The following is a 20,256-nucleotide window of genomic DNA, read 5'->3' as shown; positions in this document are numbered from 1 at the left end:
AGCAGGACGAGGGGCGCGGGCGCCACATGAGCGCGGGCCAGCGCGAGCAGCTGGCACTCACCGGCCGACAGGGCTCCGGGGTCGAGCTTCGCGTCGAGCCCGCCGAGCCGTTCGACGAGCCCCAGCGCGCCGACGGCCGTGCAGGAGGCGAGCAGCGCGGCGGGGGTGGGCGGCTCGGGACACAGGTAGCCGAGGTTCTCGCGCACGGTGGCGGTGAAGACGTACGCCTCCTGCGGTACGAGAACCCGCTCGCCGCCGAGCGCGATCTCCCCGCTGTCGGGCCGCAGCACCCCGGCGATCAGCGCGGCGAGCGTGGACTTGCCGATGCCGCTCGGACCGGCGACGACGAGGTGGCCGCCGTACGGGACGTCCAGATCGAGCCCGTCGACGACGGGGGCGGCACCCGGCCCGTAGGCGAAGGTCACCCCGCGCAGCCGGACCGCCTGCTCCGCTCCCCCCGCCGGGGACACCGCACCCGGCTGCCGCTCCCCCTCGGCGGTGAGCCGGCGCAGGACGACCGCGAGACGCGCGCCCGAGGTCCCTAGGCCCTGCATCAGCGACTGCAGGGCGGGCAGGAGGGACTGACTGAGATAGGCGAGGGCGCCGACCAGCGCGCCCGCGCTCACCCCGTGGGTGAGCAGCCAGGGTGCGGTGACCAGCAGCAGCACGATGGGCAGTCGGCCGCCGATGCCCACGGCGAGGACGCGCAGGGTGCCCCAGCGCGCCAGCGCGCGGGCGGCCCGGTACTCGTCGGCGAAGCGTACGCGGGCGTCGGCGGTCACCCGCTCCTCCGCCCCGGCCGCGGTGATGTCCCTCAACCCCGAGGTCAGCGCGCCCAGTTCGGTGGCGATCGACTCGTCGGCGACGAGGAAGGCCTCCTGTCTGCGCGCCATCGGGCGCAGGGTCAGCGCGAAGAGCGTCAGCCCGGCGAGCAGGGGCGGCGTGACGACCAGGAGCAGTACGGGCGCCAGCGAGAACAGTCCGGCCAGGGCTCCGGCGGCCGTGAAGGCGAAGGTGCGCGAGACCAGGACCAGGCCCGCGAAGGTGTCCCGGGCGATCTCCACCTGGTGGGTCAGCCGGGACACGGCGGCGTCGTCCCCGTCGCGCAGCGCCCGGTCGACCACCCGTCGTACGAGTGCGTCCCGCACGGGCTCCACGAGGTCGGCGACCACCCGGTGGACCCTGCCGGTGCCGTACGCCCCGAGGACGACGGCGAGCGCGGCGGCCGCCAGCCAGCGCAGACCGTGGACGGGGTCGTGGGCAAGGAAGCCGCCGTCGACGGCGCGGGCGAGGGCGTAGCCGAGGAGGAAGGTCTGCCCGGCCTCCAGCGCGGACCAGGCGGCGAGGCGTACGAGCACGGAGGGCCGGGCGCGCAGGAGCCGGAGTTCATTCATCGAACACCGCCCGGTACTCCGGCAGTTGCCAGAGCTCGGCGTGCGGGCCGACCGCGCGGATGCGCCCCTCGTCCAGCCACACCACGAGGTCCGCGCGGGCGGCGGTCGGGGCGCGGTGGGCAACTATCAGCCGGGTCCGACGGTCCCCTGCGAACAGGGCCTGGGACACCTTGCGTTCGGTGGCGGAGTCCAGGCTGGAGGTCGCGTCGTCCAGGATGAGCAGCCGCCCGGTGTGTGCGAACGCCCGTGCCAGACCGAGGCGTTGGGCTTCGCCACCGGACAGCGGCGCGTCGGTGCAGGGCGTCTCGTAGCCGAGGGGCAGGCGGCGTACGAAGTCGTCGGCACAGGCGGCACGCGCGGCCTGCTTCACAGCCTCGATGCCCGCGGGCAGGTGGGAGCCGAAGGCGATCGTGCCCGCGACGGTTGTGCCGAGCAGTGCCGGACGGGCGAAGGCATGGCCGACCTCGCGGCGCAGCGCGTCGCGGGAGAGCGACGTCAGCGGGACGCCGTCGATGAGGACGGCGCCCGCGTCGGGGTCGGCCAGCCGTCCGGCCACGGCGGCCAGCGCGGACTTGCCGCTGCCCGAGCGCCCGACGACGGCGGTGACCGAGCCGCCCGGAACCACCAGATCGATGCCGCGCAACCCGCGCCGATCCACGCACTTGAGCTGCAACTCACCCTTGCCGGGCGGGAGCTGACGCGATCCGTACGTCATCGCAGGAGCTTCGAGGATCTCCGCGAGCCGTCCTGCGGCTGTCCGCCCGCGCACCAGGCCGTTCAGCTGCCCCACCAGTACGCCGGTGCCGGTGGCGAGCACCCCGTACCGCCAGGCGGCCAGCATCCCGCCGACGCTCAGAGCACCGTCCGCGAGGCGTAGACCGGCGACGGCCAGCACGGTGAGCTGGAGCAGCGGCAGCAGGGCGGCGGCGCGGGCGGTCGAGCTGCCCAGGATCCGCCACATCAGGCGCCCCTGGCGGGTCAGTTCGGGCAGCGGCGCGAGAATGCGGGCCGCGTCGCGCTCCGGGACACCGGCCGCGGTGATCGTGCGGATGCCTCGTACCGCTTCCGCGAGAAGTCCCGCGATCTCGCCCTGGGCCGTGAGATAGCGGGCACTGCTCTCGCCGGAGGCCCGGATGAACACCCTGAGCAGCAGGGCGAGCAGCGGCATTCCGGCGATGACCACGAGTGCTGTCCACACGTCGGTGAGGGCGAGTGCGACGAGGCCGCCCACGGGCGTGAGTACGGCGGCGAGCGCGGCGGCCAGCGCGGTCGGTACGGTTCCGGCCTGCGCGGCGTTGCCCGTGATCCGGGCCACCAGCTCGCCGGAGGACAGGCGCTGCTCGGGTCCGGCGGCGAGGACATGCCCGAGGACCCGTGCCCGTATCCAGGCGGTGGTACGGGCGTTGGCGCTTGCGGTGACGAACCCGTCGAGCGCGCCGAGCAGCACGGACAGGGCGGTGAGAGCGGCGCAGAGGGCGAGCCATGGCCCGGCGTCCGCGCGAGCCCCGGTTCCGCTTCCGCTTCCGCTTCCGGCGAGCAGAAGGTCGAGGGCGTGGCCGAGCACCGCGGGCAGTGCGAGCCCGGCGGCGGCCGAGGCGCAGGTCAGCAGCAGGACGAGGACGGCACGCGGCGCGCCGTGCCGGACGATCTCCCGGAGGAACATGCAGGACTCCTACGTCGCTGCGATCGATGCGGCCCCAGGTGGCCGGTGAGCGGTGCCACCCGGGGCCGCGATCCTCACTCGATCAGAGACAGAGCAGGTTGCTGTGCGAGCTGTGCTTGTCGCAGAGCAGCAGGCTGACGCTGCTCTCGCCGCCGTTGCCGTCGGTCTCGGGGACGTCCATCGTCTGCAGGTCGAGAAGTGCCATCGTGATCTCCTTGTTCATGGGGACAGTTGAATACGTGGTGCGTGGTGCGTGGTGCTCTTTGCTCGACCCCTCATGGGGTCGTTCGAGGAGCCGCCTTCGGTGGCGGCAGGAAGGGCAGCCGTGCGGGCCGTTCGCTGTGGCCCAGCGCGGTGCCGAGTGCGAGCAGGACGCCCGCGGTTCCGGTGGCGAGGTCCATGGACAGCCGCATCATCTGGTCGCCGGGGAAGGCGAGTTCGCCCCTGTACGGCACGGCATACCAGTCGAGCGCGGCGATCTGGGCGTCCAGGTGCGGTCGCGGGGCGCGCGTCCGGGCCAGGTGAAGCACCATCCCGGCGCGCCCGTTGAACAGCCCGGGCTGCGCGTAGTACCGCAGTCGCGCGGCGGGCAGGATCGCCTCGCGGGCGCGGGCGAACTCCTCGTCGTGGCGATGGGCGAGAAAGTCGTCGAGGACCGCGCCGATGCCGGTGCTGCCCGCGCCGAGATACGGCATGGTGCGTGCACCCTCGTCCACCAGCAGGGTTCCGGTGCGGTCCCGTACGCAGGCGGCGAGATCCCGGCGCAGGGCCCGGGCGGCCTCGTCGACCAGGGCCGGGTCGCCCGTCGACTCGTACAGCCGCAGAAAGAACAGGGCGGGCCCGCTCGCACCGCGCAGCAGCCCCGCGCGTCTGCCGCGCCCGGGCGGCTGCGGCCGGTCGATGAGGACGGACGCGGCCTCCAGCGCCTGCGCGCGCAGCCCGAGCCGGTCGAGTACGAGACCGATGCCGGCCAGTCCTCCGTGCAGGTCGGGGGCGAGGCGCTGCCACTTCTCGTCCATCACGCGGCCGACGAGTTCGACGGCGCGCTCGCGGTGGCCGAGCCGGTCGAGGACGTCGGCGACGCCGGCCAGCCCGTCGTAGAGCCCGAACGGGGTGCCGGACGGGGGCGGGTCCGTATGGCTCAGCAGCCACTCCTCACCCGCCTCGTAGCGCTCGGCTCCGGTCTCGGCGAGGGCGTAGAGCACCCCGGCGACGCCGTGCGCCAGGCCGAGTCCGCCTCCGTCGCCGAACTGCGCGATGTCGCCGGGAAAGAGCCGGTCCTCGCGCTCGGGTGTGGCGGAGGCGAGGATCGCGCGCACCATGGAGTCTCGGCTCGCGGGCCAGTCCTGTACGGGCACGGGCAGATAGCGGTCCCGCGGCGCCGATGCGCAAGCGCCGCCCCCGGCGACGGGCTGCTCTTGCCGCTGCCCTTGCCGCTGCCCTTGTTGCCGACCGCCCCGTACGACCTCCACCGCCTCCGCCAGGAAACCGTCCGGCAGGTCCGGGAACAGCTCCCCCGCGACCTCCGCCAGATGCGCCGCCTTGTGCCGGTCCACCACCAGCAGCGTCGTCATCGGCACGAAGAGGGCGAGCCGCAGACAGGCGAGCGCGTAACGGTCCACCTCGAAGCCGACGCGGTCGCCGGGCGCGACGAATCCCGGGTGGGCCATGGCCTGGCCACGATGCTCCTCGACCGGCGTCGCCGCCTCGAAGTCGAGCAGCCGTACGGAGTCGTCGTCCGGGTCGACCATGATGTTGAACATGTGCAGGTCGTTGAAGACGAGACCGCGACCGTGCACGGCCGCCACGGCCTCCTCCACCGCCTGCAGCACCCCCAGCGCCCAGCGGGTGTAGTCGGCGACCGCCGCCGGGTCCGGCTCGACGGCCAGCAGCGGATGGCGCTCGGCGAAGAAGGAGTTGAGCGTCCGGCCGGGCAGGAAGTCCATGACGAGGAAGCGGTGGTCGCCGAGGGTGAACCAGTCCCGCGCCTCGGGAGCCACGCCCAGCCCGCCGAGCCGCTCCAGTGCGGCCCGCTCGCGCTCCAGCCGCGTGACGGCGTCCGCCCCGTCCGCGGCGAGCCCGGCATGGGGCCGCGCCTCCTTGAGTACCACCTGCTCACCGGTTCGCAGATCGGTACCCGCGTACACGCCCCCGCCGTTGGAGAAGTGCAGGGCACGCTCGATGCGGTACGGCAGATCCTGCGTGGTGGTCGCGTTGCGCGCCGCGAGCTGGGGTTCGAGGAAGGCGGGCAGCGTCACCCACTCGGGCAGCTGGAAGACCGGATCCCTGCGGTCGGGCACCAGCACGCCCTCGGGGTTCTCGATCGCGGGCACGAGCGCGCCCGAGCCGGCTTCGTCGACGCAGTGCCGCTTGGCGAAGCCTCCGTACCGAACATAGAGCGGGCCTTGCATCCAGCGGAGATCCGTGAGGATGTAGGGGCCCGGCTCGCCCGCGAGCTCCTGGCCCAACTCGTCAAGAATCAACCGGAGTTCGGACTCGTCCGCAGGATAGATCGTGGCGAATTTCCCGCTGGAGCCGCGGCCCGCGTACTTGGAGTTGCGCAGGTGCAGCGGCTGCCGTCCGGGGACGAACTTGAAGGGTACGGAGCGCGGGACGCAGTAGTCCCACACTCTGGCCGCCGTCTTCTCGGCGTTGTCCAAAGTGGCCGAGACATGGATCTTCCAGCCCTGGCGCGGGCGGGCCGTGCCCACCGGGCTGATGTGGAGCCAGTCCCCGGAGAGGAAACGCCGCCACCCTTCGGGGACCGGGCGCCGCGCCGCTTCGAAGAGGGGGACGCTCTCCCCCGCCTCCCCCTGCTCCGCTCCGCGGGACGGCCCCCGCACGGCGGACAAGCGGTCAGGGGTCTCGTAGAAATACCTGTCCGCAAGACAGAAGACCTCATACCGCTTGTCCATCGTGCTTCCCCCCGTCGGCGACGTGGCAACGAGATTTCCACGGCGTCCGGGGGCCGGACAGTCACGCATGTCACGAGATCACCGTGCGATACGCACGAGTCAACCTCTGTTCGAGCGGCGGGAGTTCGACTAGGCCGTGTCTGACAAATAGCGCCGTCCGCCCGCAGGGCGGGGTGCGCGGCGTCCGGTGCGTGCAATCGCAAGGCGGAGGATCATCCTCGTACTGGACGTACTTGGATGACTCCGACAACGCAGCGAGTGTGCGTGCCGGGCGTCGCGCACCAGGCGAGATTTGTCAGACACGGCCTAGGGGCCCGACTGCGGGCGGGGTCTGCTCGCTCACTCCTCCGGCGGGAAGACCGGCTCCCCGCTCTCCAGCAGCGTGATCGCGATCGCCTCGACCGGGCAGTTCTCCGCGGCCGCGAGGATCCGCTCATTGGCGTCGGTGTCGTCGGCCACCGGATGCGACTGCCGCCCCGAGTCGAGCTTGAAGCCGTCCGGGGCGTGCCCCACACACATGCCGGAGCCGATGCACACGCTCCGGTCGACCTCGACGTGCCAGCGGTCCCCCATCAGTTCTCTCCGTATCCGGAGGGCAGATGGATCATCTTGTGCTCCAGGTACTCGCCGTACCCCTCGGGCCCGAACTCCCGCCCCAGACCGGAGTTCTTGTAGCCGCCGAACGGACCGAGCATGTCGAGACTGAACGTATTGATGTTGTACGTCCCCGTCCTGACCTGCCGCGCGAAGTCGATGCCGCGCTCGACGTCGGCCGTCCAGACGCTGCCGCTGAGCCCGTAGTCGGAGTCGTTCGCGATCTTCGCGGCCTCGCTCTCGTCGCCGTACGGCAGCAGACAGATGACCGGCCCGAAGATCTCCTCGCGCGCGATACGCATGGAGTTGTCGACCCCGCCGAAGAGGGTCGGCTCGACGTACCAGCCCTGTTCGAGACCGACCGGCCGGCCGCCGCCGGTGAGGATCTTTGCGCCCTCCTCCTGGCCGATCCGGATGAAGTCGAGCGAGCGCTGCTGCTGACGGCGGGCCACGAGCGGCCCGACCTGGGTCGCGGGGTCGAGCGGGTCACCCACCACCAGCGCGGATGCGGCAGCGGCGAACGTCTCGGCGAACTCGTCGTAGCGACTGCGCGGCGCGAGGATACGGGTCTGGGCCACGCACGCCTGCCCGTTGTTCATCCAGGCCGCGGGCACGATCCCGGCGACCGCCGACTCCAGATCCGCGTCCGGCAGGATGACGGCGGCCGACTTGCCGCCGAGCTCCAGAGTGACGCGGGTCAGATGGCGCGAGGCGACCTCCATGACCCGCTTGCCCGCGGCGACGGACCCGGTGAAGGACACCTTGTCGATCCCGGGGTGCCCGACCAGATACTCACTCACCTCGCGGTCCGCGGGCAGGATCGACAGAACACCCTTCGGAAGCCCGGCCTCCGTGGCGATCTCGCCGAGGATGTACGAGTCGAGGGGCGACTCGGGCGAGGGCTTGAGCACGACCGTACAACCGGCGAGCAGCGCGGGCCCGAGCTTGGCGGCGGCGGTGAACTGCGGCACGTTCCACGGCACAACCGCCGCGACGACCCCAACGGGCTCCCGCCGCACCAGAATCGGCCCGAGCACCCCGTCCCGCCGCTCCTCGTGCGCGTAACCCCGCGCGACGGTGATGGCCGCGTCCCACACCATCATCGCGCCGAGCGCCTGCGCGAGCACGCTCCAGGAGTACGGGGAGCCGTTCTGCGAGCTGATGGACCGGGCGATCTCCTCGTGCCGTACGGCGATCGCGTCCTTGATCCGCGACACGACCCCGATCCGCTCCTCCAGACTCATACGCGGCCACGGCCCGTGCTCGAACGCCTCCCGCGCGAGGGCCACGGCCCGGTCGACATCCGCCCGTGAGGCATGCGGCACGCGCCCGATGACCTGCTCGGTGTGCGGCGAGACGACCTCGATGGCGTCGCCGCCGAGGGGATCGGTCAACTCCCCGCCGATGAACAGCTTTCCGTGTTCCACAAGCTCGGTCATGGCTGCTGCCTCCCGGGGCCCCGGCGTATCTGACACTGTTTCAGAACTGATACCAGTTCTAGTTCCAGTAGTCCACGGCAGGGACGAAAGGGCCCCCGACCGGCGACCCCGACCCTGAGCACCGCGCTCGCGTTACTTGCCTTCCAGCGCCGCCACCAGCTGAGACAGGTTGCCGGCGGCCACCACGAGGGCGAGGTGGTCGTGGTAGTCCCGGCTGCTGACGATCAGGCCGTCGCGGACCCGCAGCACCTGGATGTTGGAGGCTTCGAAGGTCCGTCCGGTCAACCGGTGGTGCACGTGGTAGTCGAACTCGGCGACGACCACCTCCGCGTCGTCGGTTTCCCGGACGACCACGTTCACCGGGGTCAGCTCAACGGGCGAACTTGCGGAGACCTGAGCGAACCGCTCCTCGAGTGCGGCCCGCCCCTCGATCCGGCGCGGGCCGACCGGCTCGAAGACGGTCTCCACCACGGCGTCCTCCGCATAGAGCTCGGCCAGTTCCGAGAACCGCCCGGCTCCGATGCCCTGGATCAGCTTCTGGAAGACCTCGTGCGGTGACAGCGTTTCGGGCATGACAAACCTCCGTGGGGTCCACGCTAGAATCGGACTAGCGACTCCGTTTTCACGATACGGACTGGAGACTCCGGTTGTCCAGGGTCGTTCTGCCGTCGACGGCGAAGGGATTGGGAGAGGGATGGGTGGCGCTCAGGAGCGCCCGCTGCGGGCGGACGCGGCCCGCAACCGGGCCAGGCTGCTGGATGTCGCCACGGAGGTGTTCACCGCCCGCGGCGTCAGCGTGCCGACCGAGGAGATCGCCCGCATCGCCGGGGTCGGAGTCGGCACGCTCTTTCGGCATTTCCCGACCAAAGAGGCACTGCTGGAGGCGGTGATGGTGCGCAGACTGGAGGAAATGGCAGCCCAGACCGCGCAGTTGGCCGCCGAGACCGGGCCCGCCGAAGCCTTCTTCGCCTGCTTCCGTCTGGTGGTGGAACAGTCCGCCGGCAAGAACGAGTTCGCCCAGGCACTCGCCGCGGCCGGCGTGAACGTACACGCGTCCCTGCAGGAGCCGACCATGGAGATCCAGGCTCGGCTGGCCGAGCTGCTGACCGGGGCGCAAGAGGCGGGGGCGGTCCGCCCGGAGCTGGGCCTGCCGGAGTTCGTCGCCCTCCTGGCCGGCGTCGGCAGGGCGATGGAACAGCTCGGAGCGGATCCGGCACCCCGGGAGCGGATCTTCGAGGTCGTCTTCGACGGGCTGCGGCCACGCTGAGCCCCGCCGCCGGGGCGTCGTACGCCCACCTCGGTTAGAGGGGCTGCGGTCACTCCCCGGCCGCGTCGAGCAAGATCTGCGCCAGTTCACGCGGCTGGGAGAACATCGGCCAGTGGCCGGTGTCCATCGTGACCAGCTTCCAGTGCCCGCTGGTCAGCAGCTCGGCCACGTCGGCGCTCGGCTCGGCGCCGGCGAGCAGGCATTTGATGTACGTCGCGGGCAGTTCGCCGAGTGGCCGTGCCAGGATGGCGGGCTCCGTCATCGTGGCGCCCGGGTGCGGCGTCGAGCCGCCCACGATCCGTGCGATCTGCTCATCGGTGAGACCCTCGCCCTCGTAGTGGGCCGCGGTCACGAGCGGCCAGAATCCTCCGTTCTCGGCGATCGACGCCTCCACCATCGCCCCAATGTCCTGCAAGCCGGAAACAAACGACTCGCCGTCGGACGGAACACTGGAGTCGACGAAGACCACGCGGGCCAGCCGGTCGCCGATCCGCTCGGCGGCCTGACCGACCGGGATACCCGAGTAGCTGTGACCTACCAGAACGACGTCGCGCAGATCCCGGCGTTCGACCTCGTCGACGATGTCCCGGACGTGGGTCTGCTGGCCGGCCGGCACACCCTGCTTGTCGGCAAGACCTGACAGCGTCAACGGGTGGACGCCGTGGCCGGCCGCACGCAGATGTGGCACCACCTCGTCCCACGCCCACGATCCGAGCCGTGCGCCTGCAACCAGTACGAGATTCGCCATGGCCGCACCGTAGCGAAGCAGCCTGACAACTGCTCAGAAATAACCTTCGATACGCGCCCGGGAGCCCGTGCTGCCGCCGGCCCCGGACGGGTCCCGTCCGGGGCGGCAGGTCGTGAACGGCCTCGGCCGCCACGTCACCCGTCCGGTGTTTTGGCGATCAAGGTCCAACGACCCCGCGGAGGCAGGCATACTCCAACCGGGGCAGCCAGATTGCGTGATCGGCTGCAGGGGGCAGGAGCGGGAGCGGGTGGACTTCACTTCCTGGAGTGACTGGATACGTGCGGTGCTGGGGATGTCGGTCACCTACGCGGTGCTGACGCTGACCTGGCGAGCGGTGGTGAGGGCGGCCGCCTTCAGCGACGCGCACCGGCGCACGGGACGACGCATCGTTCTCGTCCCGCGGTGGCTGATCCGGCCGCGTAGGCAGGCCATAAGACGACAGTTACGCGTCTCCACGGCCCTGCGGCGGCACCAGGGGCTGAGCAGTGCGACGCCCGCTGCCGCATTCCTGGACCGGCTGGTGGAGAGGGACCGGTCCACGCGCGTGTTGCACGTCGGCCGCCGGATCTGGTCCCAGATCATCCCCGCCGCGCTGTTGCTGTGCGGCGCCGCGCTGGTGGTCTGGCTTCTTTTGACCCCGTACATCGACGAAGGACCGGGCTTTGCGCTGCCCAGCCTTGACGAAGTTCTCGTCGACGCGCTGGGAACGGGGACGTACTACGTCGGGCGCGACGAGGACTGCGCGTCCTGGTCCCTTCTCAAAGGCTGCGCATTGGACGACGTCTACTGGTGGAGCGGCATCGAGTCGGGCGTGGCTTTCGGCGTGGCCGCCGCGCTGCTCCTTGCCGCGTGGCACTGCCGGCGGGTTGCCATCCGGGAGTTCACTGTCTGGGAGAGCCAGGAACCTCCCCTTCTTGTCTGCCTGGACGCCCTGACGGCCGGGCGGGACGCCTTGCGCTCCCCGGCCCCCGAGGCGTCGGTGCTGGACATGCGCATCGCCGAATTGCGCGCTGCCCTGCGGGACTTCGCCCGGCATGGCCTCCCCGCCGACTCCGATCGGCGTGCCGAACTGGAGGAACACAGCGCGCAAGTGGCGGCAGCCCTGCACGAGGCGATGAGCCGGGTCCTGCGCGACGGAAACACTGCCCTGCCGGGCCTCGTGCAGCTGCTCGCTACCGTCCAGGACCGTCTCCATGCCTCCCGGTGGCTCGCGCTCCTCGACCCCTCCCCGCCACCGGGCCCGGCACCCGTCCCCGCACTGCAGCCCGCGGCGACAGCACCCGCCGTCGATACGGGCCGCCTGCAGCGATACATGGCCATAGCAACAGCGCTGCCGACGATTCCGGCCCTGCTCGCGCTGGCCTTCACCGCCGTGGCGATCAGCCAGGCCAAGGACACGCTCAAACTCACCGAGCGGGATCAGGTCGCCACCACGTACAACGAGACCGTCGCCAACCTGGGTGATGAGTCCATCAACGTCAGGATCAGCAGCATCTACGCACTTCAGCGCATCATGCGCGAGTCTCCACGCGAACAACCCGCGATCGTCGAAGTCCTGAGCGCCTACATCAGGGAGCACACCAAGATGCCCAAGAAGGTGCAGGCCGCCGCCCTGCGAAAGGACGTGAAAACGCGAGCCGCCGATGACGTGCAGGCCGCGCTGACTGTTCTGGGATCGCGGCAGCCGGGCGCAGAGGAAGAGCGTGTCATCGACCTGCGTCGCACCTTCCTCGTGGGGGCCGACCTCTCTCAGTCGGAATTCTCCGCCGCGGACCTGCGCGGGGCCGATCTCACCCGTGCCGATCTGACCGGTGGCGAGTTCGAGAACGTCTTGTTCACCGACGCCTCCATGTCCGAAGCCATTCTGAGTGGTGGCGATTTCGAGGACGCGGAGTTCATCGGGACGAACCTCACGAAGGCCAGGTGGGACGGGGCCGATCTGCACGACACGAACCTGACAAGCGCCAACCTCACGGGCGCCACGCTCGCCTTCCGAGAGAGCGGCGCGGTGACCAACCTCGACTACGCGGACCTATCCGGCGCGAACCTGACCGATGCCGACCTGACCGACGCCGGTCTCATCCAGGCCGACTTCAGCAAGGACACCGCAAAGGATCTCCCCGCGACGACGCTTACCCGCACGAACTTCACGCGCGCGAATCTCAGCGGGGCACTCCTCAGCGGCACCGACCGGCGAACGGCCATATGGAAGGGGGCAGTCTTGCCCTAGGTGTACTGCCCGGGCAGGTTGGTTGAGTTTGTGCGACGACACGGTCTGAATCTGTGAGATGGCGAAGGCCTCCGGTTGTGGAGTGGAGCTGTCTAGGAACCGCTCCGCCAACCTGGAGGCCTTCGTGTCTCACGCTAACGCTGCTTTGACTCCTCGTGCCCGTCTTCGCCTGGCGCGTCTGATTGTTGATGACGGGTGGCCGGTCGCTCGTGCGGCCGAGCGTTATGACGTGTCCTGGCCGACCGCGAAGCGGTGGGCCGTCCGTTACGCCGAGTCCGGTGCCCAGGCCATGGGCGACCGGTCCTCACGGCCGCACCGCAGTCCTGCCCGAACCACGCAGCCGCAGGTCCGCAAGATCGTGCACCTGCGCTGGAAGCAGCGTCTGGGCCCGGTCCAGATCGCCGGACGGCTCGGCATGCCTGCCTCCACCGTGCACGCGGTCCTGACCCGGTGCCGGATCAACCGGCTCTCGCACATCGACCGCGCCACCGGCGAGCCGGTCCGCCGCTACGAACACGACCATCCCGGCGCGATGCTCCACATCGACGTGAAGAAGCTCGGGAACGTTCCCGACGGCGGCGGCTGGCGCTACGTCGGACGCGTCCAGGGCCGCAGGAACCGCGCCGCGACCCCGGACAGGCCCCGCAACAAGTACCGCGGACCGCTGCTGGGCACCGCGTTCGTCCACACCGTCGTCGACGATCATTCCCGGGTCGCCTACGCCGAGATCTGCGACGACGAGAAAGCCGCCACGGCGGTCGGTGTCCTGCGACGCGCGGTCGACTGGTTCGCCGCCCGCGGCGTGAGGGTCGAGCGGGTGCTCACCGACAACGGCTCGGCCTACCGCTCCCGGCACTGGACACAGGCCTGCACCGAGCTGGGAATCACGCCGAAGAAGACCCGGCCCTACCGGCCACAGACCAATGGCAAGGTCGAACGCTTCCACCGCACCCTGGCCGACGGCTGGGCTCTTGGCCGCTTCTACTCCAGCGAATCAGCCCGCCGCAAAGCCCTGCCGGCCTGGCTCCATCACTACAATCACCACCGCCCCCACACCGCAACCAGCGGCAAACCACCCATCACCAGGTTGACCAACGTCCCTGGGCAGTACACCTAGGGCACTCCTCAAGTGCGCTCCGGGCGCAGGCTGCGCACCCTCAACCCGCGGCTGATACGGAGCTGAAATCGAGGTCGCGGGCCTCCAGTTCCTGGCGGAGGCGGGTGAGTGCCCGGTGCAGCGTGCTCTTGACCGTGCCGGTCGACATGCCGAGGGCGGCGGCCGTCTCTTGCGTGGATATCTGCTCCCAGTGGCGCAACAGGACGACACTGCGCTGCCTCGGGGCGAGCACTTTGAGGGCGTCCATCAGCTGGGCGCGGTCGGCGTGCTGTCCGGTGAAGTCCTCGACGGATGCGTCCGGGAGCTGCTCCATGGGGACCTCCTCCAGCCTGCGGGCCCGCCACCACTCGGTTCGCGTATTGATCATCACGCGGCGCAGGTAGGCGTCCGTCAGGCGCTTGTCCGTGATGGCGTCCCAACGGCCGTACGTGCGCACGAGCGCGGTCTGCAGCAGATCCTGAGCGTCGAGCGGGTCGGCGACCAGACGCCGGGCACTGCGCAGCAGCGCGTCCTGCCGTGTACGTACGTACTCCTCGAATTCCAGCACCTTGTCCTGGTGCTTGCGCAGGTTCACGTGTCGGGTTCCTTACGTTGCCATGGGGGGTTGGTTGCGGTGGCTCATGCCTCGAAGAGCCCAGGCAGGGCGACGCGGCGGCGGCGAATCCGGCGGGGCCGGTCCTCTTCAGTCCAGGGCCTTGCGGACGGCGGCCAGGATGGCTTCGGTGTCGGCGCCCAGAGCGCGGGCGGCTGCGATGAAGTCCCCGGCCAGGGTGGCGAGTTGGGCCGGATCCGGGTGCTTCGGTGCTGGCGGGAGCGCCGCGACCCGGGTGCCTGCCCCACGGCGGGTGCGGATCAGCTTGGCGGTCTCCAGCTCGCGGTATGCGCGGGCCACGGTGCCCGGCGCCAGGCCCAGGTCGGTGGCGAGCTGACGCACGGTCGGCAGGCGTTCGTCCTCTGCCAGTCGGCCTGTGGCGATCAGCGCGGCGAGCTGGGCGCGGATCTGCTCGTACGGCGGCACCGGGCTGGTGGTGTCGACGCGGACGGCGAGTGCGGTCATCGCCGGGCCGCCCGGGGCACCACCACGGTGAACAGGGACCAGGCCAGGGTGAACAGGGACAGCAGGCCCAGGGGGTAGATCGCCAAGGAGGTGACGGAGCCCATCATGCCCCCGCAGTTACTGTCCGTCAGATAGGTGGCGATCATCAAAACGACGAGCAACAGCAGACTCGAGACCAGCACGCCCCAAGCTGCGACGATCGCCCACGAGCGGTCGCGGCGCTGCTGATCGTCGCCCCCACGACGGGCGACACGGCGCAGAGCCCAGGCGCAGGCGACTGTGCCGATGACGAGAGAGCCGAGGATCTGGCGACTGTCCATGATGCCGGGCCAGAGGATGACAGATGGTTCGCTCCCGTCACAGCCGCCGTCACCCGCCCGAGCCCGGATCACCCGGTCCATGGCGTCCTGGGTGGCTGTGGCATCCCCGATGCCCACCAGCCCGACGAGGAACACCGCCTGGAGGAGAAGGAGACGGGAGATACGGGGCGGCACGTGGTCCCGGACCCGGCGCGGGGTGAGACTGGCGGTGCGCACCGCCTCCCGAGGGCGGGGGGTGAGGGCGTCGCCGAGCAGGACGCCGCCCACGGCGCACAGGCCGAAAGCGGTGACGTAGCTCACCCAGGGCACGCCGAAGCCGAACAGCGGGTAAGTAGTGATGTCCATGGTGGCCCACCACGGTGCGGCCACGACGCCCACGGCCAGACCGGCCCATCGGGCGTAGCGGTCGGCGCGGCCACGGAGGCGGGATTCGGGCCGGGCGGTGTCGAGCATATGGAACCCCCGTGAGTGGTGACGGCTGCGCGGCTTGCGCCCGGCGGTAGCGGACGCCGCTTGCCGCAAGCCCTGTTTGTATCGAGCAGTTAGTACAAGATGCACCGGGGAGGAATCTTGTGTCAAGCGTTCGATACAAGTTGAGCCCCCGGACGGGGCGTCCCGTCCGGGGCCGGCGGCAGGTCGGAGGCGACCTCGGCCACCGCATCAACCGCCCAGCGCACGCACCTCGTTGATGATGGTGCGCATCTGCGGTCCGGTCTTCTGGGCGTAGTCGCTGCCCGTGTATCCCCACCAGTCCCAGCAGCCCTGCGGGTTGCCGCGCAGGAGGCTGATGTCGGTCTGCGGGTAGAGGATCACCAGGTTGTTGGTGTCCGCGTACTCGTTGAGGTGCGATTCCCGGGCGAAGCGGCTGCCGACGAACTTGTTGTCGCTGAGGCAGCCGTGCAGGGCGACGACGAGCTTGCACGCCGCGCCGGCCGCGCAGGAGCGGGGCGACCGTCGATCGGTACGCCGATGGTGCCGGGGCGGCGCGGCCCCTCGGGCCGGTTGAAGCTGGCGACGGGGGACGTCTCGGAGAGGCCGTAGCCCTCCAGCAGCGGGCAGCCGAAGGCCTCTTCGAAGCCGTGCAGGATCTCCACGGGCAGCGCGGCCCCGCCGGAGACCGCGATCCGGAGCCGGCTGCCCTGATCGGCGGTACGGGACGGGTGATGCAGCAGGGCCGCGTACATGGTCGGTACGGCGGCGATGACGGTGACCTCGTCCCGTACGAACATCGGCAGGGCCTTGGCCGCGTCGAAGCGCGGCAGCAGGGTCAGGCACGCGCCCGCCGCCAGATCACAACCATCACCACAGGCAGGGGGACATGAGGTATCACTGGCCGGGTGAGCGACAAGCCGGACCAGCACACCGAAGCCTTGCTGCGCCTGCTGCGTGAGGGCGCGGACGAGGGCGCGTTCCTCGGCCTGGGCGCACCCGCCCAGCAGGTCGAGGACGCCCTGGAGGTACGGGCCCGGCTCGTCGCCCAGTCACGGCGCGAGGCCGCGCTGGCCGCGCTGTACGAGACGGCGGGCGACCTCGCCTCGCTGCGTGACCTCGAGGAGGTCCTTCAGGCCATCGTGCGCCGCGCCCGCACTCTGATCGGCACCGATGTCGCGTATCTGCTGCTGCACGACCCCGAGCGCGGCGACACCTATGTGCGGGTCACCGACGGCATCCACACCGAGGCCTTCAAGAACGGCCGGCTCGCGGTCGGCACAGGTCTCGGCGGCCTGGTCGCCGAGACCGCCGAGCCGTACCACACCGCCGACTATCCGAACGACGCACGCTTCGCGCACTCCGACTATGTCGACGGCGTCATCGGGGCCGAGGGGCTCGTCGCCATCCAAGGGGTGCCGCTGAAGTCCGGTGATCAGGTCTACGGAGTGCTGTTCGCCGCCAACCGGCGCGTGCGGCCGTTCGCCCCCGAAGAGGTCGACCTGCTCATCTCGCTGGCCAACCACGCCGCCCTCGCGATCGAGAACGCCACCCTCTTCGAAGAGGTGCAACGGGCCGCGACCGTCCACCAGCGGCTGACCGCCGTGGCGCTGGAGGGCGGAGGCACGGCGGGGCTCGCGAGCACACTGGCCGAGGTGCTCGGCGGCAGCGTCTTCGTCCTGGACGCCCACGGCCGCCGGCTCGCCGCGGCGGGCGAGGCTCCTCTGCCCGATCCCCTTCCGCGCTGCAAGGGCAACGGCAGCAGACGCGTTGCTCTCGACGACGACGCGACGTGTGTCACCCCGATCGTGGGGGGCGGCGAGCAGCTCGGCACCCTGCTGCTCGTACGGCACCGGCTCGACGCCTCCGACGTCCAGGCTCTGGAGCGGGCCGCCCAGATCGCCGCACTGATGCTGCTGAGCGAACGCACGGTCAGCCAGGCCGAGCAGCGGCTGCGCGGGGAAATCCTCGACGACCTCCTCGGAGCCCCGCACCGCGACCCCGAAGGCCTCCGGCGCAGGGTGGCACTCGTCGGCCTCGATCTGGACCGAGGCCATGTGGTGCTCGCGGCACGCTGCCGCGACGGCGACCGCCGTCGCCAGGTCACGGACGCCGCGGGCCGTTACGCCCTGCGGCTCGGCGGGCTGGCGGGAGAGTACGGCGGCAACACGGTCGTCGTCCTGCCGGACGGCCCGGGTGGCCCGGGTGCGGGCGAGGCGGCGCGGGCGCTGACCGCCGTACTGACCCAGGGCGCGGGCCGGCCGGTGACGGTCGGCGGCGAGAGCGCGGGCCCCGGCGCGGCCGCCCTGGTCGAGGCACACCGGGATGCCGCGCGCTGCCTGGATGTGCTCTTCGCCCTCGACCGGGACGGCGAGGGCGCCTGCCGCGACGAACTCGGCATATACGGACTGCTTTTGAGCCACGCGGGACGGTCCGAACTGAACCGCTTCGTGGAACGCACCGTAGGGCCACTGCTCGCGCACGACGAGGCGCGCGGCAGTGAACTGGCCCGTACCGTGCTGGCCTACTTCGGCTGCGACGGGTCCCTCGCGCGCACCGCCGGGGCCCTCTACGTCCACGTCAACACGCTCTACCAGCGCATCGACAAGGTGGGCGCGCTCCTGGGCGCCGACTGGCGCCACGGCGACCGGGCCCTGCAGGTGCATCTGGCGCTCAAGCTGCACCTCACGGGAAGCTGACACCGGCCAGCCGCTCGGCGACGGTCTTGGCGTGGGAGCCCATGAGAATCGTGTAGTGGTTGGAGCCTTCGACGAACTCGGCGTGCAGGCGGGGGACTTCACCCACCCAGCGCTCGACGAGCGGCACGGGCAGCATCGCAGGCTCCTGCCCGAGCAGACCGAGCGGGGAGTGCAGCAGCAGGGTGGGTACGGCGAGCCGGCCGAGGTCCGCGGCGAAGGCGTCGGCGGAGCCGAGCAGATCCCGCCCGTCCTGCCGCACGGCGTCCTCCCTGGCCTTGGAACGGCGCGCGCCCTGCGGTCCGGTGAGGTCGTAGCGCACGTATGCCTCGATGTCCGGGCTCCAGTCCGGGCCGAGCGCCGGATGCGCCCGGAAGAAGTCCACGTACGCCTGATCGCTCTCGTAGGTCCGGGAGAGCCGGGCGATGGCCGGGCCGAGCGTGAGGTCGAGGATCGCGTCCGGGTCGACGCCCTCGGGGGCGGGCAGCGGCAGACCGCCGTCGACGAGCAGCAGCCGGTCGAAGAGTTCGGGCCGACGGGCGGCCGCGCGCAGCGCGATGTACGCGCCCATCGAGTGCCCGGTCAGCGCGACGGGCCCGCCGTCCCCCAACTCCTCGGCTGCGCGGCAGAGATCCGCGGCATGCCAGTCGATGCCGTACGGGCCCGGCGTGCCGGAACTGCCGCCGCGGCCGCGCAGATCCAGTGCGTACAGGCTCCACTCGGCGGGCAGCTGCCGGGCCACTGCCCGGAAGGCCATCCCGGAGGCGCTGATGCCGTGCGCGGCAACGGCGGTGCGCGATCCGCTGCCGAAGCGCAGCACTCGCAGCGTGCCGCCCTGGACGGGCAGGTCAATCGCCGTCGGCTCAGTCATCTTCTCTCCCGGTCGTGTTCGGCGGCGCCGACGAGCGCCAGTGGTACGGCCCGCACCAGCCGTACACCCCCGAGCAGATCGCCGACACCTTCAGCGGCTACGCCTGAGGAGAGTTACGAGTTGCTTTCCCAGACTCATGGGGTCCCCGTACCAACAGGCCTACTCTGCAACCACATTCGGCGCTGGTCAGGCTAGCAACGGTCGCGCAGGCTCGGTGAGCAACGCGCAGGCCCGGTGAGCAATCGGACGTCGGGATCAGTTGACCCTTCTCGGTCAGATCCTTGCGGCCAGTCGGGGTTCACCCCAGGTCAGCCAACTCCCCTGAGAAGGTGGTCGACTTGGGCGACCATTGGAACGAGTTCTAGTTATAGTGAGCAATGGCCGTGCCGCCGAAGAGAGATGAGAGCCTCATGACTCAGGTGATCGACCACGGCGGAGGCGTCTGGTCCATCGAGGTGCCCATCCCGGACAACCCCCTCGGCCACACCCTCGTCCACCTCCTCGACACCGACCTCGGCCCCGTCCTCATCGACACCGGCTGGGACGATCCCGCCTCCTGGGACACGCTTGCCGCCGGGCTCGGGTCGCTCGGCGTCGGCATCGGCGACATTCATGGTGTGGTCATCACCCATCACCATCCCGACCACCACGGTCTTTCGGGCCGGGTCCGTGAGGCGTCCGGAGCGTGGATCGCGATGCACGCCGCCGACAGTGCCGTCGTGCGGCGCACGCGCGAGGCCGAACCCGGGCTCTGGCTCGACTACTTGGCCGACAAGCTCACCAGAGCCGGTGCGCCCGACGAGCACACCGCCCCGCTGCGTGAGGCCCGCGCGTCGGGGCGGATGCGTACGTTGCCCGGGCTGCGGGCCGCGCTGCCCGACCGGGAGATCGTGCCCGGTGAGCTCCTCGACCTGGCGGGGCGGCGGCTGCGTGCGATCTGGACGCCCGGCCACACGCCCGGGCATGTCTGTCTGCATCTGGAGGAGGACCATCCGGCGAACCGGCCCGGCAACGGCAGGCTGTTCTCCGGCGACCATCTGCTGCCCGGGATCACCCCGCACATCGGCCTGTACGAGGACCCGGACGACGTCACCGTCACCGACCCGCTCGGCGACTATCTCGACTCACTGGAGCGCATCGGCCGCCTCGCCCCCGCGGAGGTGCTGCCGGCGCACCAGTACGCCTTCCCCGACGCGGCCTCCCGCGTACGGGAGTTGCTCGCCCACCACGAGGAGCGCCTGGCCGGGCTGCTCGCGCTGCTGGCCGAGCCGCTCACGCCGTGGCAGGTCGCCGAGCGCATGGAGTGGAACCGGCCCTGGGACCAGATTCCGTACGGATCACGGAACATCGCGGTCTCGGAGGCGGAGGCGCACCTGCGCAGGCTGGTGAAGCTGGGGCAGGCCGAGGTACGGATGGGGTGCGGCCCGACGGTGTACGCGGCGACGAGCTGACAACCTCAGTCCGGCCCGGAGCTGATTCGTGCCCCTCGCCGGACGGGCAGGATGTGGCCTCTTGA

The 20,256-nt window shown here is 70.8% G+C and carries 18 protein-coding genes and 1 pseudogene; 5 read left to right on the top strand and 14 right to left on the bottom strand.

Translation table 11 applies throughout. The features are described 5' to 3' along the window. Positions 1-47: 47 nt before the first annotated feature. From OHA61_RS27885 to OHA61_RS27855, 7 genes and pseudogenes are all read right to left on the bottom strand, one after another. Positions 48-554: pseudogene (locus OHA61_RS27885) on the bottom strand (ATP-binding cassette domain-containing protein); the annotation flags it as partial. A gap of 832 nt (positions 555-1,386) precedes the next feature. Beyond that, complete coding sequence (locus OHA61_RS27880; protein WP_406305335.1) at positions 1,387-3,057, bottom strand: ABC transporter ATP-binding protein; 1,671 nt, start codon at positions 3,055-3,057, stop codon at positions 1,387-1,389. A gap of 82 nt (positions 3,058-3,139) precedes the next feature. Next, entirely contained in the window at positions 3,140-3,280 is a 141-nt protein-coding gene (locus OHA61_RS27875) for a SapB/AmfS family lanthipeptide (protein ID WP_406305334.1), read from the bottom strand. Positions 3,281-3,332: 52 nt separating this feature from the next. Continuing rightward, positions 3,333-5,972: a class III lanthionine synthetase LanKC gene (gene lanKC, locus OHA61_RS27870; RefSeq protein ID WP_406305333.1), complete on the bottom strand. Its 2,640-nt coding sequence runs from the start codon at positions 5,970-5,972 to the stop codon at positions 3,333-3,335. A gap of 339 nt (positions 5,973-6,311) precedes the next feature. Beyond that, positions 6,312-6,545 carry a ferredoxin gene (locus OHA61_RS27865; protein ID WP_266476968.1) on the bottom strand — a complete coding sequence of 78 codons (234 nt, stop codon included), beginning with the start codon at positions 6,543-6,545 and terminating at the stop codon, positions 6,312-6,314. After that, positions 6,545-8,005 (bottom strand): aldehyde dehydrogenase, encoded by a 1,461-nt coding sequence (locus OHA61_RS27860; protein WP_406305332.1) that lies wholly within the window; start codon positions 8,003-8,005, stop codon positions 6,545-6,547. The genes OHA61_RS27865 and OHA61_RS27860 overlap by 1 nt, the downstream gene beginning before the upstream one ends. 132 nt (positions 8,006-8,137) lie before the next feature. Then, a complete protein-coding gene (locus OHA61_RS27855) occupies positions 8,138-8,578 on the bottom strand; it encodes a nuclear transport factor 2 family protein (protein WP_406305331.1) in 441 nt (146 codons plus the stop codon). Between the two features lie 121 nt (positions 8,579-8,699). Here OHA61_RS27855 and OHA61_RS27850 point away from each other — a divergent pair, with 121 nt between their 5' ends. Continuing rightward, positions 8,700-9,272: a TetR/AcrR family transcriptional regulator gene (locus tag OHA61_RS27850; RefSeq protein WP_406305330.1), complete on the top strand. Its 573-nt coding sequence runs from the start codon at positions 8,700-8,702 to the stop codon at positions 9,270-9,272. A 49-nt stretch (positions 9,273-9,321) separates the two neighbouring features. Here OHA61_RS27850 and OHA61_RS27845 read toward each other — a convergent pair whose 3' ends face one another. After that, positions 9,322-10,020: an alpha/beta fold hydrolase gene (locus OHA61_RS27845; RefSeq protein ID WP_406305329.1), complete on the bottom strand. Its 699-nt coding sequence runs from the start codon at positions 10,018-10,020 to the stop codon at positions 9,322-9,324. Between the two features lie 247 nt (positions 10,021-10,267). Here OHA61_RS27845 and OHA61_RS27840 point away from each other — a divergent pair, with 247 nt between their 5' ends. Further along, positions 10,268-12,250 (top strand): pentapeptide repeat-containing protein, encoded by a 1,983-nt coding sequence (locus OHA61_RS27840; RefSeq protein WP_406305328.1) that lies wholly within the window; start codon positions 10,268-10,270, stop codon positions 12,248-12,250. A 124-nt stretch (positions 12,251-12,374) separates the two neighbouring features. Beyond that, positions 12,375-13,367, top strand: a complete 993-nt coding sequence (locus OHA61_RS27835) for an IS481 family transposase (RefSeq protein ID WP_406303294.1) — start codon at positions 12,375-12,377, stop codon at positions 13,365-13,367. Positions 13,368-13,407: 40 nt separating this feature from the next. On the opposite strand, the gene OHA61_RS27830 is transcribed toward OHA61_RS27835, so the two are convergent. The 5 genes from OHA61_RS27830 to OHA61_RS27810 all read right to left on the bottom strand — a co-directional run bounded on the left by OHA61_RS27830 (position 13,408) and on the right by OHA61_RS27810 (position 16,105). Continuing rightward, on the bottom strand, positions 13,408-13,935 hold the full coding sequence (locus tag OHA61_RS27830) for a SigE family RNA polymerase sigma factor (protein WP_406307487.1): 528 nt from the start codon (positions 13,933-13,935) through the stop codon (positions 13,408-13,410). Between the two features lie 114 nt (positions 13,936-14,049). Further along, positions 14,050-14,424, bottom strand: a complete 375-nt coding sequence (locus tag OHA61_RS27825; RefSeq protein WP_406305327.1) for a GntR family transcriptional regulator — start codon at positions 14,422-14,424, stop codon at positions 14,050-14,052. Beyond that, positions 14,421-15,197 carry a hypothetical protein gene (locus OHA61_RS27820; RefSeq protein WP_406305326.1) on the bottom strand — a complete coding sequence of 259 codons (777 nt, stop codon included), beginning with the start codon at positions 15,195-15,197 and terminating at the stop codon, positions 14,421-14,423. The genes OHA61_RS27825 and OHA61_RS27820 overlap by 4 nt, the downstream gene beginning before the upstream one ends. A 207-nt stretch (positions 15,198-15,404) precedes the next feature. Continuing rightward, a complete protein-coding gene (locus OHA61_RS27815; protein ID WP_406305325.1) occupies positions 15,405-15,557 on the bottom strand; it encodes a hypothetical protein in 153 nt (50 codons plus the stop codon). After that, positions 15,554-16,105, bottom strand: coding sequence for an AMP-binding protein (locus tag OHA61_RS27810; RefSeq protein WP_406305324.1), 552 nt, complete (start codon positions 16,103-16,105; stop codon positions 15,554-15,556). The genes OHA61_RS27815 and OHA61_RS27810 overlap by 4 nt, the downstream gene beginning before the upstream one ends. On the opposite strand from OHA61_RS27810, the gene OHA61_RS27805 reads away from it, so the two are divergent. Continuing rightward, on the top strand, positions 16,082-17,872 hold the full coding sequence (locus OHA61_RS27805; RefSeq protein ID WP_406305323.1) for a helix-turn-helix domain-containing protein: 1,791 nt from the start codon (positions 16,082-16,084) through the stop codon (positions 17,870-17,872). The two genes, OHA61_RS27810 and OHA61_RS27805, sit on opposite strands and share 24 nt — an antisense overlap. On the opposite strand, the gene OHA61_RS27800 is transcribed toward OHA61_RS27805, so the two are convergent. After that, a complete protein-coding gene (locus OHA61_RS27800) occupies positions 17,859-18,740 on the bottom strand; it encodes an alpha/beta fold hydrolase (protein WP_406305322.1) in 882 nt (293 codons plus the stop codon). The genes OHA61_RS27805 and OHA61_RS27800 overlap by 14 nt on opposite strands. A gap of 410 nt (positions 18,741-19,150) precedes the next feature. On the opposite strand from OHA61_RS27800, the gene OHA61_RS27795 reads away from it, so the two are divergent. Continuing rightward, complete coding sequence (locus tag OHA61_RS27795; RefSeq protein WP_406305321.1) at positions 19,151-20,191, top strand: MBL fold metallo-hydrolase; 1,041 nt, start codon at positions 19,151-19,153, stop codon at positions 20,189-20,191. Positions 20,192-20,256 lie beyond the last annotated feature (65 nt).

The organism is Streptomyces sp. NBC_00885 (assembly GCF_045207475.1).
GTDB lineage: Bacteria > Actinomycetota > Actinomycetes > Streptomycetales > Streptomycetaceae > Streptomyces.
The sequence above is the reverse complement of the archived record's forward strand: the minus strand, read 5'-3'. Positions and strand labels throughout refer to the sequence as shown.